This is a genomic window from Paenibacillus sp. N3.4, from assembly GCF_008017805.1.
In the GTDB taxonomy this organism is placed as follows: Bacteria; Bacillota; Bacilli; order Paenibacillales; family NBRC-103111; genus Paenibacillus_E.
The window spans coordinates 1-15,775 of record NZ_VRTT01000110.1 but is presented as its reverse complement, the minus strand read 5'-3'; the positions used below and the strand labels follow the sequence as shown (position 1 = coordinate 15,775).

Below are 15,775 nucleotides of genomic sequence, written 5' to 3'. Positions count from 1 at the left end.
CAAGGAGATCCGTGATCGATCTTCTGAATCTCTCTATAAAAGAAAATGCGGGCTCTGCAACCTTCTTGCATTCATCACCGTTAATAGGCTGTATAACCTCTGCTTGTAAGTGTCACAAGGAGATCCGTGATCGATCTTCTGAATCTCTCTATAAAAGAAAATGCGGGCTCTGCAACCTTCTTGCATTCATCACCGTTAATAGGCTGTATAACCTATATTTGGCAATGGGGAGATGAAGTGATGGGGGTCTATCAAAGAAAAGGGCAAGGGCATCAATTTCAGGAACATCGCATTGGAAAGAAAAGAGGGGGTTTAGCTAGTAACTCTAGAAAACTTTCTTGCCTTCTTGTTCTAAGTTTTCTCATTGTTGGCCTGTTATCAGGATGCAGTTCTTCGAGAAACGATTCCTCAAAGTCCTCCTTCGAAGCAAGCTCAAGTGGAGCAGCCAAACCGGAAAGCGCAGCGGCTGCAGTCGATAAGAAGAGTGACTCGTCATCTTCGCTGACTGTGGTTGGGCAAACGGATAACATGGCAAAAACAAAGGATATCGCAGTAATTACGTCTGAACCAACGAAAAATGGTCCTATAACGGTCATGCCGGCAACGGGCAGTGACGAGGCAGCAGGTTTTAATCGTAAACTGATTTATCGCGCCAATTTAGTAATGCCTGTTGAGGATTATAGCAAGGCCCAGACGGCATTGCGGGATTTGGTTGCTTTAAGCGGAGCTTACATTTTGCAGTTTTCCGAAAATGCGAATACAGGAGAACGCGGTGGCACCTACACCATAAAAGTTGCGGCCAATGGATTTGTCTCTTTGTTAGATGGCTTGGAAAAGATGAGTCCTTCCATACAGCGGAATGTGCAAGGACAAGATGTTACTGAAGAATATGTCGACTTAAATTCTCGTTTAAAAGCAAAGCAGATGGTGGAGACGAGGCTGCTCAGTTTCATGGAGAAGGCATCTAAAACAGATGATTTGCTTGCTTACTCCAATGAACTGGCGAAGGTACAAGAAACGATTGAACAGATTAAAGGTCGGATGAGATATTTGGATCAAAATGTGTCCTTCTCCACCATTGAGCTGAGGATGTATCAACAAACAGGCAATAAACCGCTCCTATCTGACCCGAACAAACAAACATTAGAAGAGCGCATCCAGAAAGCATGGAATTCCAGTCTCAATGTACTTGTTGCGGTATTGCAGGGAATCCTTGTTTTCTTGGCTGCAGCACTCCCGGTTTTTGTGATTGCGGCGATAATCGGCGTTCCGATATGGATGTTCAAGCGCAGAAGAAACAAACAATTAGTAGAGATGAGAAATCAATTGAAAACACAAAATGCAGCTTTGAGTGCTCATACAGAAGAAAAAAACGAAGAAACGGACAAAGAATAGCAACCAATTGAAAAAATATTTCACAAATCCTGCTCTGGTAGCAGGATTTATTGCATTTTTGGCGAATTAAGTTTAGAAAGTGGTGGAAAGTGGTAAGAAGTGGAGGGAAAGGGGCGCCAATCTATGTTTATGGGAGAATATCAACATAGCATTGACGAGAAAGGCCGAATGATTATACCGGCTAAATTCCGTGAAGCCCTTGGAGACTCCTTTGTTATTACCCGCGGCTTAGATCAGTGTTTATTCGTCTACCCACGTGCGGAATGGGCTGTACTTGAGCAAAAGCTCAAAGCATTGCCCCTCATGAAATCAGATGCGCGTGCGTTTACAAGGTTTTTTTTCTCTGGAGCTGCGGAGTGTGATCTTGACAAGCAGGGAAGAGCCAACATTCCCGGTAATCTTGTGGATCATGCGAAGTTAGAAAAAGATTGCGTTGTCATCGGTGTTTCCAATCGCGTTGAGATTTGGAGCAAACAAATATGGGAAAGCTATGCGAATGAGTCGGAACAGTCATTCAATGAAATAGCTGAGAAACTCGTCGATTTTAATTTTGATTTATAGAAGTTTTTTGCTTACGATGCAAGTTTCCATACGGAAAACTTAGCAAATGCTTACGAAGTCAGTTTTGCCAAGGCAAAACTCTTAGGAGGACACCAAGTGTTTCATCATGTGACGGTACTTAAGGAAGAATCTGTTGAAGGTTTACATATAAAGCCGGACGGCGTTTATGTCGATTGTACGATGGGCGGAGCAGGACATAGTTCTTTAATTGCTTCCAAACTGGGCCCGGAAGGATTGTTGATTGCGCTCGATCAGGACGAGGTGGCACTGGCTAATGCTCAGATCGTTCTGGCTCCTTATCTGGACCGCGTTAAAATAGTGAAAAGTAATTTTCGTACGTTGGAGCAGGTGCTTCAGAATGAGCCGAAAGCATTGCGTGACGGCAAGCCTCAGGTGGATGGTATTTTGTTCGATTTGGGAGTTTCATCGCCGCAGCTGGATGACGGAGATCGCGGCTTCAGCTATAACCATGATGCCGAACTAGACATGCGGATGGATCGTACAACCGAATTAACGGCCAAAACGATTGTCAATGAGTGGCCTGCTGATCGCATTGCGCGAATTTTGTTTGAATATGGCGAAGAGAAATTCTCACGCCGAATTGCTGGTGTCATTGTAGAGGCACGTGCCAAAAAGCCAATTGAAACGACAGGCGAACTCGTGGAGCTTATTAAAGAAGGAATTCCAGCTGCCGCAAGAAGAACGGGTGGACATCCGGCTAAACGCAGCTTCCAGGCCCTCCGCATCGCGGTAAACGACGAGCTGGGAGCTTTTGAGGAAGCGTTGGAACAATCGCTGCGCTGTCTTGCACCACAAGGTCGAGTAGCGGTCATTACCTTTCACTCTTTAGAAGATCGAATCTGTAAACAGTTTTTTGTGAAACATGTAGAGAAATGTACATGTCCTTCCGATTTTCCGATATGTGTTTGCAACAATAAAGGAACAGTCAAATTAGTTACTCGTAAACCGATTATACCAAGCGAGGATGAACTTGAAGTGAATCAGAGGGCTCGTTCAGCCAAGCTGCGAATTGCAGAAAAGCTTTAAAACAAAGGGAGGAAACGAATTATGCCATCATACATCCAAGGCAATTTGGCTCTCGATCAGAAACGTTCAACAGCAGCACCTAAAGCAGCGCCAAGAATTAAAATCAAGGAAACAACCAAAGTTGTTTATCGCAATAAATCCTTACCCACGCAAGAAAAAATGCTGTATCTGTTCACGGTTGTTCTTTGTGTCATTGTAGCGGGTGTTATCATATGGCGGTATGCGGCCATTTACCAAATGAATGCTAGTATTTTGAAAATGCAGGGCGAAATTCGCGAAATTCAAGCACAAAACAGCGCATTAAAGCAAGAAGTGGAGAAATTGCAAAGTCCTGATCGCTTAAAGGAAGAGGCAGCGCGTCTTGGATTTGATTTCCAAGACGGTAAGAAAACAAGTTTGGTAACTCCTCCGAAAGGCAAGGTAGGCGCAACGAATGATAAAAGCTCAAAAGTTGCCCTAAAGCCTTAAAGAGGTAGGTAGTTCTTATGACAAAAAAAATTAAGTTTCGGTCTCTACTCATTGGAGGGTTTTTCACCCTTCTTTTTGTTGTACTTATCTCCAGAGTTTATTGGATTCAAGTGGTAGAAGCTTCGGTGCTGCTGAAAAGTGCTGAAAAGAAATGGGAAACCGACAAGGTCATTATGCCTGTAAGGGGGTCGATCCTTGACAGAAACGATAAGGCGCTTGCTATCGAATCGACCGCTTATACCGTAACCCTTAATCCCAAAATGCTGAATAACAATCATATTACAGAGGAAGCTATCCAAGGATTGGCCGAAATATTAAAAGAATCGAATGAAACAAAATCCGCCCTTGTCAACAAGATTCGCGAGCGCGCTACCAAAAAGAACCAAGACAATACTGATTTCGCAGCTTACGCAGAGATACGGAATGAGGGCTGGAAAATCGATAAGGACAAGGCCGACCAAGTTCGCTCCCTCATTGGTGATTTTCAAACTAAACTCAAACAATCGAAGAATGCGAATGTTGGCATTACCGTAATGGAAGACAAAAAACGATATTATCCTGGGGAAACGCTTGCTTCTCACATACTTGGATATACGAATAAAGAAGGGGAAGCTGCAATGGGGTTGGAGCTTAAGCTCAATGACACCCTGAAAGGCGTTCCCGGCATGTTAAGCTACGAGAAAGACGGCAAAGGGGTAGAATTGCCAGATGCAAAGGTTAACTTTAAGCCGGCGGAAGACGGAAATAATGTTCGCTTAACGATTGATAAAAATATTCAATTTTATTTGGAAAGCGCACTTGCCAAAGTCAATGACAAATGGCATCCCAAAAGCTTAACGGCCATCGCCGTTGATCCCCAAACCATGGAAATATTAGGGATGGCGAATACGCCAACCTTTAATCCGAATAAATATGGGGCATTTAAGAATCAGAGCGATTTCAGAAATGGTGCGGTAGCCTCCCGATATGAACCTGGCTCAACATTTAAGATTGTCACTTTGGCAGCAACGGTGGAAGAAGGATTATTCAATCCTAACGAGATGTACCAGTCAGGGATGATCCGTGTAGAGGATAGAGAGCTGCATGACCACAATCGTGTCGGTTGGGGAAAGATTTCATTTTTGGATGGACTTAAGCGCTCCAGCAACGTTGCATTCGTTAAATTAGGTTATGAAAAACTAACTAGCCCTAAGTTAAAAGACTACATCTCCAAATTTGGTTTCGACCAAAAGACAAACATTGATATGCCGAATGAAGTTTCGGGTTTAATCGATATGAAATATCCGTCGGAGTATGCCACAGCTACGTATGGTCAAGGGAAAGTTGTTGTTACAGCGATTCAACAAACAGCTGCTTATGCCGCAATAGCCAATGGCGGTAAATTGATGTGGCCGCACATAGTCAAGGACATCATCGATTCCAAAACAGGCAAAACGATTCAATCCTTTGCCCCGCAAGTGGTTCGTCAGGTGGTCAGTGAAAAAACAGCCAAACAGGTTAGTGAATATTTGGAGCAAGTTGTATCTGATCAAGACATTGGTACAGGCAAGCTGGCTTATATGGAAAATTATCGTGTTGCAGGTAAAACCGGTACAGCGAATATCGTCCTTCCCGGTGAAAAGACATACTCTACGAATTCTTGGGTTATTTCATTCATCGGTTACGCCCCCGCTGAAAACCCAAAAATCTTAATTACACTGATTGCGGATCAGCCTGATCTGGGCGGAAACTACCATTGGGCGGACAGGTGCTTGCGCCGGCGTTCAAAGAAATCGTCGGCGAATCCCTGCAATATATGGGTGTTGCTTCCAACAAGCAGACCAAGATGGTTGCCAAGGAGGCAAACAAATTAACGGTTCCGAACTTGCCGATGCAACCGTTGAAAGCGCCAAAGCAACGGCCAAAGAGAGCGGTTTGACCCTCGAAGTTTTCGGCAAAGGAAATAATGTTGTCGATCAATTCCCTAAGGCTGGAACTGAAATTTTATCTACGCAACGAATTTATGTGGCGATGCAGTCTGTGGATCAAATTCAGTTGCCTAATTTAATAGGAAGATCGCTCCGTGATGCGGTTGAAGCTTGCTCCTTCTTTAAAGTGGATTGTCAAACCTCGGGAGAGGGCTATGTATCTGATCAGAATATATCCGGAGATGGAGAAAGCCGAAGTGTGACGCTGCAGCTTAAACCGCTCAGCTTGAATGAAAAAGGGGCTGCGAATCCAGCTTCCTCGCCAACCCCTTCTCCGGATGCTGCATCGGCACAGAAACCAACCTCCACACCGGTGCCAAACGGAAAAAACACAACAACCAAAAAATCCCCATAAAGGTAAGCTTGTTCTAACCCCTGTTTGTCCCGAATAGTCATGATATGGAGGATCTTGACTTGATGGGAAGGGGGAACGGACGTTTATGCGTGTATCTAACGTTACCGTTCGTCGCAGATTGTTTACTGCGCTAATTATTGGTACTGTCATCTTCACTGCACTTATTTGCGTCTTGCTTATGTCCAATTATGGATTGGACAAGAGTTGGCGAATAAAGCGGAGGATAGTTGGCGAAGAGAAGTTCCGTTTGCGCCCAAACGCGGCGAGATTCAGGATCGGAACGGGATTTCATTAACTTACAGCATGAGCACACCTACTATTTTGGCTATTCCCATTCAGCTGCAGGATGCTCGCGGCGTCGCTGCCAAGCTCGCTGAGGTGCTGCAAGGGAATGAAGAAGACATATATAAGCAAATTACGAAAAAAACATCCAAAAACTATATTAAACCCTCAGGACGTAAAATCACCGTTGAAAAAGCGCAAGAAGTGCGAAACCTCCATCTTCCGGGCATTGTCGTTGCTGAGGATAATAAAAGATATTACCCCTTTGGCACGTTAGCGGCGCATATTCTCGGGTTTTCCGGTATTGATAAAGGATTGACAGGCATTGAGGCGAAGTATGACAGCCAGCTGACAGGTATTCCCGGAAGCATTTCTTATATGGCAGATGCAGCAGGAAGACAGCTCAAGGGGACGACGGATGAATATGCGAAGCCGAAGGATGGACTCAATCTGAAGCTGACCATTGACAGTCATCTACAATCGGTACTTGAACGTGAGTTAGACCAAGCGATGGTTCAATATCAAGCGCAAAATGTGTTAGCGATTATGATGGACCCGAATAACGGTGAAATATTGGCGATGGGCAGTCGGCCTACCTACGAACCGGGAAATTACATGAATTATTCGGCCGAAACGTATAACCGCAATTTGCCAATTTGGAAAACCTATGAGCCCGGCTCTACATTCAAAATCATTACGCTGGCTGCTGCTTTAGAAGAGAAAAAGGTAGATTTGAAGAATGAGCAGTTTTATGATCCAGGCTTTATTGAAGTTGGCGGAGCTAGATTACGCTGTTGGAAACGTGGGGGGCACGGTAGTGAAACTATGCTTCAAGTTGTTGAGAATTCCTGTAACCCTGGGTTTGTTGTTATGGGTCAACGCTTAGGTAAAGAAAAGCTGTTTGACTATATTAGCAAATTTGGCTTTGGTAAAAAAACAGGTATTGACCTCGGTGGCGAAGAAAATGGGATTATGTTCAAACCTTCTCAAGTCGGACCCGTCGAGCTTGCTACAACAGCATTTGGCCAAGGCGTTTCCGTCACGCCAATTCAACAAATAACGGCCGTTTCTGCAGCGGTTAACGGTGGCAAACTCTTTAAACCACATGTTGCCAAGTCCTTCTCGAATCCGGATACGGGCGAGGTGGTTAGTAGCGTTGAGCCTGAGTTGGTCCGCAATGTGATATCGGAGGCAACGTCTAAACAAGTGCGTGAAACGCTTGAAAGTGTCGTAGCCAAGGGAACGGGACGGAATGCCTTTATCGACGGTTATCGCGTCGGCGGCAAAACGGGAACAGCTCAGAAAGTTATCAATGGGCGCTATTCACCTGATGAGCATATTGTTTCATTTGTCGGGTTTGCACCTGCTGATAATCCCAAAGTTGTCATCTACGCAGCTGTCGATGATCCTAAAGGCATCCAGTTCGGTGGGCTGATTGCAGCTCCATTAGTGAAGAATATGATGGAAGAAACGCTGCGATATATGAAGGTTGAACCAGATAAACAGCAACTGGACAAAGATTATCGCTATGGCGAAACGCCGGTTGTTGAAGTGCCGGACTTGGTTGGAGCGTCCGTAGATGATATATTAGAAGACCTGAACATGAATTTCCAACTGGCGAAGTCCGGAAATGGCAAATATGTGATCAGTCAAGCACCAAAAGCAGGAGCGCGAGTAGACCGTGGATCGACAATTCGTATCTTTCTCTCTAATAATGCGCCCCCGCAATGAAAAATTAGGGGGATTGAAATAAAAAGATTTGCCAGTAAGACATGTTTTGCTTTTCTATATGCATAAAATTGTCCATAATAGATAGGAATAACGCTAAGGAGAGGGTTGCTCATGAAACTGCAGGAGCTAGCTTCCGCACTGCTCATTACCCACATACATGGAGATTCGGAAACAGAGATTACTGGTATTGAAGCGGACTCTCGTAAAATAAAACAGGGGAACTTGTTTTTGTGTATCCCTGGATTGACGGTGGATGGTCACGATTACGCTCCAAAAGCGATAACGCTAGGAGCTGCTGCTCTTGTTACGGAAAGAGTGCTGGATTTGCCTATTCCACAGCTTGTGGTAAAGGATGCCAGATATGCTATGGCTGCCTTGTCTGCGCATTTCTTTGGATATCCGAGTAAGGAACTGAAGCTGATAGGCATTACAGGAACGAATGGGAAAACAACATCAACGTATTTAATCGAAAAAATATTGCGCGATCAGGGCTTTAAAACGGGCCTAATGGGAACCATCCAAATGAAAATCGGTGATACCTATACCGAGATGGAGCGAACGACACAAGAAGCCGTTGATCTTCAGCGGAGCTTTCGTGAGATGAGAAATCATCAAACGGATTATTGCATCATGGAAGTGTCCAGTCATGCCTTAGAATTGGGGCGCGTAAAGGGCATTCATTTCCGATCGGCCATTTTCACGAATTTATCGCAGGATCATTTGGATTATCATAAAACGATGAGCGCTTATGAAGCCGCAAAAGGTTTGCTGTTTTCCAGATTGGGGAATGGCTTCTCAGGTCATCCGAATGAGCGTCAGTATGCCATTTTGAATGCCGATGATGCCTCCTCAGACACATTGGGTAAGCTAACATCTGCTCAAGTCATTACGTATGGTATTCACCAAGCATGTGATGTTCAAGCAAGGAATATTCAAATTACAGCTCAAGGCACGGAATTTGACCTGACTTCTTTCGCGGGTCAAGCACATTTTCGAATGAAATTGGTTGGTAAATTTAATGTGTATAATGCCTTGGGGGCGATTGCCTCTGCATTGGCTGAAGGTGTTCCTCTTGATGAGATTCGGCATAGCTTAGAAGGTATCGCTGTGGTGGATGGACGTATGGAGGTTGTTAATGAGGGACAGCCGTATCTGGTTCTGGTAGATTATGCGCATACGCCCGACGGCTTAGAGAATGCTTTGTCTACCATTCGCGAGTTTGCGAAAGGAAAGATAATTACGGTATTTGGCTGCGGAGGGGATCGGGATCGAACAAAGCGGCCTCTGATGGGCAAAGTCACGTCCCAATACAGCGACTATTTGTATGTAACATCGGATAATCCCCGTACGGAGGATCCTGACAAGATTTTGGCGGATATCGTTCCAGGTCTGATTGAAGCTAATTATCCGCAAGCGCAATACGAATTAGTCGTGGATCGCCGAAAAGCGATACAAAAGGCTATTGATCGGGCAGGCCCTGAAGATGTAATATTGATAGCGGGAAAAGGCCACGAAACGTATCAGGACATCATGGGCGTTAAGCATGATTTTGATGATCGCTTGGTGGCTAAGGCTGCGATAAGGGGGAGAGGACAATGATAGAGCGGACGTTACAACAGATCGCGGAGATGCTGGGTTGTGAGGCTGAACAAACAAGAGGAGAAATTCATATTCAAGGCGTCACTACCGATACTCGTACGATACAACCAGGGAATCTCTTCATTCCTCTTATCGGTGATCAGTTCGACGGACATGCGTATGCGGCGGATGCCTATACCAAAGGAGCATCCGCTATTCTTTGGCAGACGGATCATGGGACCCCGCCGGAAGGGGTGCCCTTCATCCGGGTAGCGGACACGCTTGAGGCGCTGCAGCAGCTTGCTAAAGCTTATCGCAAGCAGCTGCCTGTGCGTATCATTGGCATTACTGGAAGCAATGGCAAGACAACAACCAAAGATTTGGTCGCTGCCGTGTTGGGCAGTACCTTCCATGTGCACAAAACAAAGGGAAACCTGAATAATCATATCGGATTGCCTTTAACCTTGCTTCAGCTCCAAGAAACTACACAATTCGCTGTTGTAGAAATGGGCATGAGCGGACGCGGAGAGATCGAGCTCCTTTCCCTTCTTGCCGAGCCGGAAGCGGCCATTATTACGATGATCGGTGAATCGCACATGCTTCAGCTGGGCTCGCTGGAAGAGATCGCTCGGGCGAAAGCCGAGATCGTCAGCGGAATGCTCAGCGGAGGTTTATTCGTGTACAACGGTGACGAACCGCTTATTGAGCAAGCGCTCGCGGAGCGCAGCTTGGGAGATAAAGGCAGGCAGGTGGCGGAATCACCGACGACCCTGCCTGACGGATTACGCCGCTTTCGCTTCGGCAGCGGCGTGGGCAATGATCTGTTCCCGACGGACATTCGCATGGATGCGGACGGGACATACTTTCGGATCAATTCTCCGGGATACCCGGAATTGTATATTCCCTTGCTTGGCACGCATAATGTCATTAATGCGTTGGCCGCTGTTGCCATCGGCGAAGCCTACGGCGTTCAGCCGGAGCTTATTGCAGCGGGGCTGCGCTCGCTGCAGATGACAAGCATGCGCATCGAGAAGCTGACGGCAGCCTCCGGGTTGACCGTGCTTAACGATGCGTATAACGCCAGCCCGGCCTCGATGCGGGCTGCGATCGCTTTGACCGAGGAGCTGCGCGGCTTCGGTCGCAAGATCCTCGTGCTCGGCGACATGCTGGAGCTGGGCGAGCACGAAGAGCAGTTCCATCGCGAGATTGGCGCGATGCTCTCCCCCGAACGTATCGACTACGTCATCACGTTCGGCCGTCTCGGGCGCCTCATTGCAGATGAAGCGGCGCCGAACTATCCGAAGGAGCATGTGCGCGCCTTCGATGACAAGGAGCAGCTCTGTGCCGAGCTTGCCGAGCTCACAAGAGCGACGGACATCGTGCTCGTTAAAGGTTCTCGCGGTATGCGGCTTGAGCAAGTCGTTCAAGCTTTACTTGCGTAAGCAACGCTATCTTTTTTCAAAATAAATGATGAACAGTAGATCGTTTTCGAATGTCGGAAACGAGCAGGGGGAACCAACGTGGAAAACGCAATATTATTAACAATGGGCGTTGCTTTTGTGCTTGCGCTTATTATGGGGCCGCTTTTTATACCGATTTTGCGTCGGATGAAATTTGGTCAACAAATTCGGACTGACGGACCGCAGGGTCACTTGAAGAAACAAGGGACGCCTACGATGGGCGGCGTCATTATTTTGCTGGCGTTAGCTTTGGCCAGTCTTCGTTTTGCAGATAAAAACATCAATCTTCTCATTTTGCTCATTGCTTCACTTGGGTATGGGCTTGTTGGTTTTCTTGACGATTATATTAAAATTATTTTCAAACGCTCACTGGGGCTGACAGCAAAGCAAAAGCTATTCGGTCAACTGTTAATCTCCGCAATTGTTTGCTATTTGCTTGTGACCAAAGGACATAGCACGGACTTATACATTCCCTTTGTTGAATTTCACTTCAATCCAGGCTGGTTGTATTTCCCTTTAATGGCTATTCTCATGCTTGGCGCATCGAATGCCGTTAACTTTACGGACGGTCTGGATGGCTTGCTGGCAGGAACGAGTGCAATTGCATTCGGTGCTTATACAGTCATTGCCATGACGAACACGCAGCCGGATGCAGCGATTTTCTCGGCGGCGATGGTTGGAGCTGTTCTCGGGTTTCTTGTCTTTAATGCCCATCCGGCTAAAGTATTCATGGGCGACACAGGTTCGCTCGGTATTGGTGGAGGTCTTGTAGCCGTAGCTATTTTGACCAAAGCCGAATTGCTGCTTGCCATTATTGGCGGCGTGTTTCTTATTGAAATCCTTTCCGTTGTGATCCAAGTTGTTTCATTTAAAACAAGAGGCAAGCGTGTGTTCAAAATGAGTCCGATTCATCATCACTTCGAATTGGTCGGTTGGTCAGAATGGCGGGTTGTTATCACTTTCTGGGCAGTAGGCCTCGTACTTGCTGTGCTTGGATTATATATGAATGAGGTGTTGTAAAGCATGAAACATCCGCGGGAATATCGTGGACTTGAGGTAGTTGTTTTAGGCTTGGCTCGGAGCGGTGTCGCTGCGGCTAAGCTTTTTCATCAAAAAGGAGCCGTTGTTACGGTCAACGACAAAAAAGAGCGAAGCGCATGCCCTGAGGCCGACGAGTTGGAGGCCCTGGGTATTTCTGTTGTATGTGGCTTTCATCCGGACTCTTTGGTTCATCCAGGCGTATCGCTTGTCGTTAAAAATCCAGGCATTCCGTATTCGGTGGAACCGATTCGTCGGGCAGAAGAGCTTGGCATCGAAGTGGTAACCGAAGTTGAGGTAGCATACCAATTCTGTGAGGCTCCTATTATTGGCATTACAGGCTCTAACGGTAAAACGACGACAACCACTTTGATTGGTCTTATGCTGGATGCTGACGGTTATTCACCTGTTGTGGCTGGTAATATTGGTCGTGCTCTGACGGAGGCGGCACCGGAGGTTACGGTAGACAATTGGATGGTCGTAGAATTAAGCAGTTTTCAATTAAAGGGTACGACGTCTTTCCGCCCCCGTATCGCCGTGTTATTGAACTTGTATGAAACCCATCTGGACTATCACGGTTCGATGGAGGATTATATTGAATCCAAAGCCAAATTGTTTACGAATCAAACGGCCGAAGATACAGCTATTCTCAATTGGGATGATGCGGTATGTCGGAATCTGCTATCAACGCTAAGCGCTAAAGTATTTCCTTTTTCCATGAAGGAAGCTCTCTCTTTTGGCGTTTATTTGGAAACGAGTACGGACAATCTTGTCTATGCGGATGGTCACGGTCATATACAGACTATTTTAGCCGCTAAGGATATGGGGATTCCGGGCAGCTTTAACGTCGAGAATGCTTTAGCGGCGGCAGCAGCGGCAATTACAGTAGGCGTTCGGTTGGAGACCATAGCAGAAGTGCTTAGCAGCTTCCAGGGCGTGGAACACCGTTTGGAGTTCGTAAGAGAGCTGAACGGTGTAACTTTCTATAACAACTCCAAGGCTACGAACGCAGCAGCTTCAGTTAAATCGATTGAAGCATTCAATCAAAGCGTTGTGTTAATCGCCGGCGGACTAGATCGGGGCTCCGATTATATGGAACTGCTGCCGACTTTCCAAGAACGCGTAAAAGGTGTCGTGACGCTCGGTCAAACAAAAGGGAAAATTATACATATCGCTGAGCTGGCAGGGATTAGCCGCATTCAAACCGTCGATACTGATAAAGATGCAGCGGACGCGGTGTCACAAGCCGTACAGCTTGCTTGGCAAATGAGTGAACCAGGAGATATTATCCTGCTCTCGCCTGCTTGTGCAAGTTGGGATATGTTCCCTTCTTATGAGGCGAGGGGACGCATGTTTAAGGAGTCCGTGCATAACCTTTAAGTAGGGCTTATCCCACATTTGTTGGCGAGCGGAAATCCCGTGTAACAGCTTGCCTATGGATAGCGGATGAGGCCCACAACACACAAAGAGGTGTCGGTTATGGGTAAATCGCGGTCCGCTCCGGACATTTGGATCATTGTTCCTACTTTATTGCTTTGACTATTGGCGTTGTTATGGTGTACAGCGCTAGCAGTGTTCTTGCCTTTCGTGAATTCGGAGACTCCCTTTATTATTTGAAAAGACAATTTATTTTTGCTGTTTTGGGTGTGGTAGCGATGTTTTTTACGATGAATGTCGACTATTTGGTTTGGAAAAAGGCTTCCCGTGCAGCATTATTGATCTGTTTTGGACTGTTGATTATTGTTTTAATCCCGGGTATCGGGGTTGTTCGTGGCGGGGCCAGAAGCTGGCTAGGCATTGGCGCCTTCGGTATTCAACCTTCTGAATTTATGAAAATCGGGATGATTCTTTATTTGTCCAAAATGCTGTCGGAACAGCAATCCAAAATAACGCTTTTCACTAAAGGATTATTGCCCCCACTCGGTATTATGGGCTTAGCTTTCGCTCTCATTATGCTGCAGCCGGACTTGGGAACAGGTGTTGTTCTCGTAGGAGCCTCTCTTTTAATTATTTATACGTCGGGTGCGAGATTGCTTCATCTCTCATATCTAGGTATGATAGGAATTGCTGGTTTTGTTGGGCTTATCATTGCGGCTCCTTACCGATTGCAGCGAATTACTGCTTTTCTAGATCCTTGGAAAGATCCGTTAGGCGCAGGCTATCAATCCATTCAGTCCTTATATGCGATTGGACCTGGTGGGTTAGTAGGTCTCGGTCTTGGAATGAGTCGTCAGAAATATAGTTATTTACCGGAACCGCAAACGGATTTTATTTTCTCGATCATTGCGGAAGAGCTAGGCTTTATTGGTGGCACGCTTGTGCTCCTCTTGTTTACTATTCTTGTCTGGCGGGGGATGCGGGCGGCCATGACGGCACCCGACACGTTTGCCAGTTTGATCGCAGTGGGAATTATCGGGATGATCGCGGTTCAGGTTATCATTAATATTGGTGTTGTTATCGGCATGTTTCCGGTAACCGGCATTACGTTGCCATTCATAAGTGCAGGGGGATCGTCATTGACCCTTATGCTGACTTCGGTTGGCATCCTGCTCAATATATCGCGTTATTCGAGGTGACAGGGGAATGAAAACAATTGTCTTTACCGGAGGTGGCTCCGCAGGACATGTGACACCTAATATTGCGCTGATGCACAAGCTTGCGCAGTTAGGTTGGGAAATTAAATATATTGGTTCTGCTACAGGGATTGAGAAAGACATTATTGAACGCGCAGGCGTACCCTTCTATCCGATTTCTTCGGGGAAGCTGCGTCGGTATTTTGATCTCAAAAATTTCAAGGATCCCTTCAGAGTGATGAAAGGTGTTTATGAGTCTTATCGATTATTGCGTCGCTTGAAGCCCGCCATCGTCTTTTCGAAGGGCGGGTTCGTTTCCGTCCCGGTTGTTCTGGGCAGTCGCATGAACAAGGTTCCGGTTATTATACATGAATCCGATATTACACCTGGGCTTGCCAATAAAATATCCATTCCATTTGCAACAAAGGTTTGTGTTACATTTCCAGAATCGCTGAACCATGTCGCTCCTGATAAAGCAGTTCTTACGGGTTTGCCGATTCGCGATCATGTACTTAGCGGAAAGGCAGCCAAAGGCTATCAATTATGCGATTTTCATTCGCAGAAACCCGTTATTTTGGTGATGGGAGGAAGCCTTGGTTCTCAAATCATCAACCAAGCAGTGAGAGAAAATTTAGAACGGTTGCTTGCCAAGTTTCAAATCGTTCATTTATGCGGTAAAGGCAATATCGCACAATCTTTGCTCCGTATACGTGGCTATCAGCAATTCGAATACTTGAATGAAGAGCTCCCAGATGTTTTGGCTATGACAGATCTTGTGATTTCTCGCGCGGGCGCAACGTCCATTTATGAATTTCTTTACTTGGAAAAGCCAATGCTGCTCATTCCTTTATCTTTGCAGGCAAGCAGAGGGGATCAGATTTTGAATGCTCAGTCCTTTCAGAAAGCCGGCTACGCAGAAGTGCTTCCTGAAGAATCCTTGACGGCCGATTCCCTTGCAGATCGCGTAGAAGCTCTCTATCAGAATCGGGAGACCTATAAAACCACTATGCAGTCTCGCAATGAGAGCGATGCCGTTGCTGCTATCGTGAAACTCATTGAAACCTATAGTTTATCTTCGTGAATTTGCGAAAGCGAATAGGCGATTGTCACACTCTTTCCGATTTTACATAAACTACACTATAACCGTGACAGACACCTACGGCAGGATAGGGCCCAAGTAACGAAGACCGGCCATCTTCGGCAAAGGCCCTATTGATGAAATGATAAGCTTGGATTAAGCCTAATCACTCATTCGCCCTACGTTCTGTGAAGGAGTTTTCCCATGCAACAGTTAATTACCGACTTACTGGCAGCGAATAT

General features: G+C 46.2%; 11 protein-coding genes and 2 pseudogenes. All 13 read left to right on the top strand.

The genetic code is table 11. From position 1 onward, the window contains the following. Positions 1-126: 126 nt before the first annotated feature. The 13 genes and pseudogenes from FU659_RS31975 to FU659_RS31915 all read left to right on the top strand — a co-directional run bounded on the left by FU659_RS31975 (position 127) and on the right by FU659_RS31915 (position 15,536). On the top strand, positions 127-1,395 hold the full coding sequence (locus tag FU659_RS31975) for a DUF4349 domain-containing protein (RefSeq protein WP_222708696.1): 1,269 nt from the start codon (positions 127-129) through the stop codon (positions 1,393-1,395). Positions 1,396-1,518: 123 nt separating this feature from the next. Next, the gene (mraZ, locus tag FU659_RS31970; RefSeq protein WP_147951264.1) at positions 1,519-1,956 is read left to right on the top strand and encodes a division/cell wall cluster transcriptional repressor MraZ; all 438 of its coding nucleotides are present in this window, start codon (positions 1,519-1,521) and stop codon (positions 1,954-1,956) included. Positions 1,957-2,052: 96 nt separating this feature from the next. Further along, positions 2,053-3,003: a 16S rRNA (cytosine(1402)-N(4))-methyltransferase RsmH gene (gene rsmH / locus FU659_RS31965; RefSeq protein ID WP_147951263.1), complete on the top strand. Its 951-nt coding sequence runs from the start codon at positions 2,053-2,055 to the stop codon at positions 3,001-3,003. A 21-nt stretch (positions 3,004-3,024) separates the two neighbouring features. Continuing rightward, a complete protein-coding gene (gene ftsL2, locus FU659_RS31960) occupies positions 3,025-3,471 on the top strand; it encodes a cell division protein FtsL (RefSeq protein ID WP_147951262.1) in 447 nt (148 codons plus the stop codon). A gap of 17 nt (positions 3,472-3,488) precedes the next feature. Next, the gene (locus tag FU659_RS31955) at positions 3,489-5,324 is read left to right on the top strand and encodes a peptidoglycan D,D-transpeptidase FtsI family protein (RefSeq protein ID WP_147951261.1); all 1,836 of its coding nucleotides are present in this window, start codon (positions 3,489-3,491) and stop codon (positions 5,322-5,324) included. Between the two features lie 61 nt (positions 5,325-5,385). After that, positions 5,386-5,793 carry a hypothetical protein gene (locus tag FU659_RS31950; protein ID WP_187274535.1) on the top strand — a complete coding sequence of 136 codons (408 nt, stop codon included), beginning with the start codon at positions 5,386-5,388 and terminating at the stop codon, positions 5,791-5,793. Positions 5,794-5,878: 85 nt separating this feature from the next. Then, positions 5,879-7,806 (top strand): annotated as a pseudogene (locus tag FU659_RS31945) (stage V sporulation protein D). A 111-nt stretch (positions 7,807-7,917) separates the two neighbouring features. Continuing rightward, positions 7,918-9,405, top strand: a complete 1,488-nt coding sequence (locus tag FU659_RS31940; protein WP_147951259.1) for a UDP-N-acetylmuramoyl-L-alanyl-D-glutamate--2,6-diaminopimelate ligase — start codon at positions 7,918-7,920, stop codon at positions 9,403-9,405. Further along, on the top strand, positions 9,402-10,826 hold the full coding sequence (locus FU659_RS31935) for a UDP-N-acetylmuramoyl-tripeptide--D-alanyl-D-alanine ligase (RefSeq protein ID WP_147951258.1): 1,425 nt from the start codon (positions 9,402-9,404) through the stop codon (positions 10,824-10,826). Before FU659_RS31940 ends, FU659_RS31935 begins: the two co-directional genes overlap by 4 nt. A gap of 102 nt (positions 10,827-10,928) precedes the next feature. Next, a complete protein-coding gene (gene mraY, locus FU659_RS31930; protein WP_147951266.1) occupies positions 10,929-11,864 on the top strand; it encodes a phospho-N-acetylmuramoyl-pentapeptide-transferase in 936 nt (311 codons plus the stop codon). 3 nt (positions 11,865-11,867) lie between these two features. Continuing rightward, on the top strand, positions 11,868-13,262 hold the full coding sequence (gene murD / locus FU659_RS31925; RefSeq protein WP_147951257.1) for a UDP-N-acetylmuramoyl-L-alanine--D-glutamate ligase: 1,395 nt from the start codon (positions 11,868-11,870) through the stop codon (positions 13,260-13,262). 99 nt (positions 13,263-13,361) lie between these two features. Beyond that, a pseudogene (gene spoVE, locus FU659_RS31920) lies at positions 13,362-14,458 on the top strand (stage V sporulation protein E). 7 nt (positions 14,459-14,465) lie between these two features. After that, positions 14,466-15,536: an undecaprenyldiphospho-muramoylpentapeptide beta-N-acetylglucosaminyltransferase gene (locus FU659_RS31915; protein ID WP_147951255.1), complete on the top strand. Its 1,071-nt coding sequence runs from the start codon at positions 14,466-14,468 to the stop codon at positions 15,534-15,536. Positions 15,537-15,775: the final 239 nt, after the last annotated feature.

What these genes read in the sequence shown, in the direction of transcription:
- murD (WP_147951257.1), top strand. Translation starts at nt 11,868, where the DNA reads ATGAAACATCCGCGGGAATATCGTGGACTTGAGGTAGTTGTTTTAGGC.
- FU659_RS31940 (WP_147951259.1), top strand. Translation starts at nt 7,918, where the DNA reads ATGAAACTGCAGGAGCTAGCTTCCGCACTGCTCATTACCCACATACAT.
- mraZ (WP_147951264.1), top strand. Translation starts at nt 1,519, where the DNA reads ATGTTTATGGGAGAATATCAACATAGCATTGACGAGAAAGGCCGAATG.
- mraY (WP_147951266.1), top strand. Translation starts at nt 10,929, where the DNA reads ATGGGCGTTGCTTTTGTGCTTGCGCTTATTATGGGGCCGCTTTTTATA.
- FU659_RS31935 (WP_147951258.1), top strand. Translation starts at nt 9,402, where the DNA reads ATGATAGAGCGGACGTTACAACAGATCGCGGAGATGCTGGGTTGTGAG.
- FU659_RS31915 (WP_147951255.1), top strand. Translation starts at nt 14,466, where the DNA reads ATGAAAACAATTGTCTTTACCGGAGGTGGCTCCGCAGGACATGTGACA.
- ftsL2 (WP_147951262.1), top strand. Translation starts at nt 3,025, where the DNA reads ATGCCATCATACATCCAAGGCAATTTGGCTCTCGATCAGAAACGTTCA.
- FU659_RS31955 (WP_147951261.1), top strand. Translation starts at nt 3,489, where the DNA reads ATGACAAAAAAAATTAAGTTTCGGTCTCTACTCATTGGAGGGTTTTTC.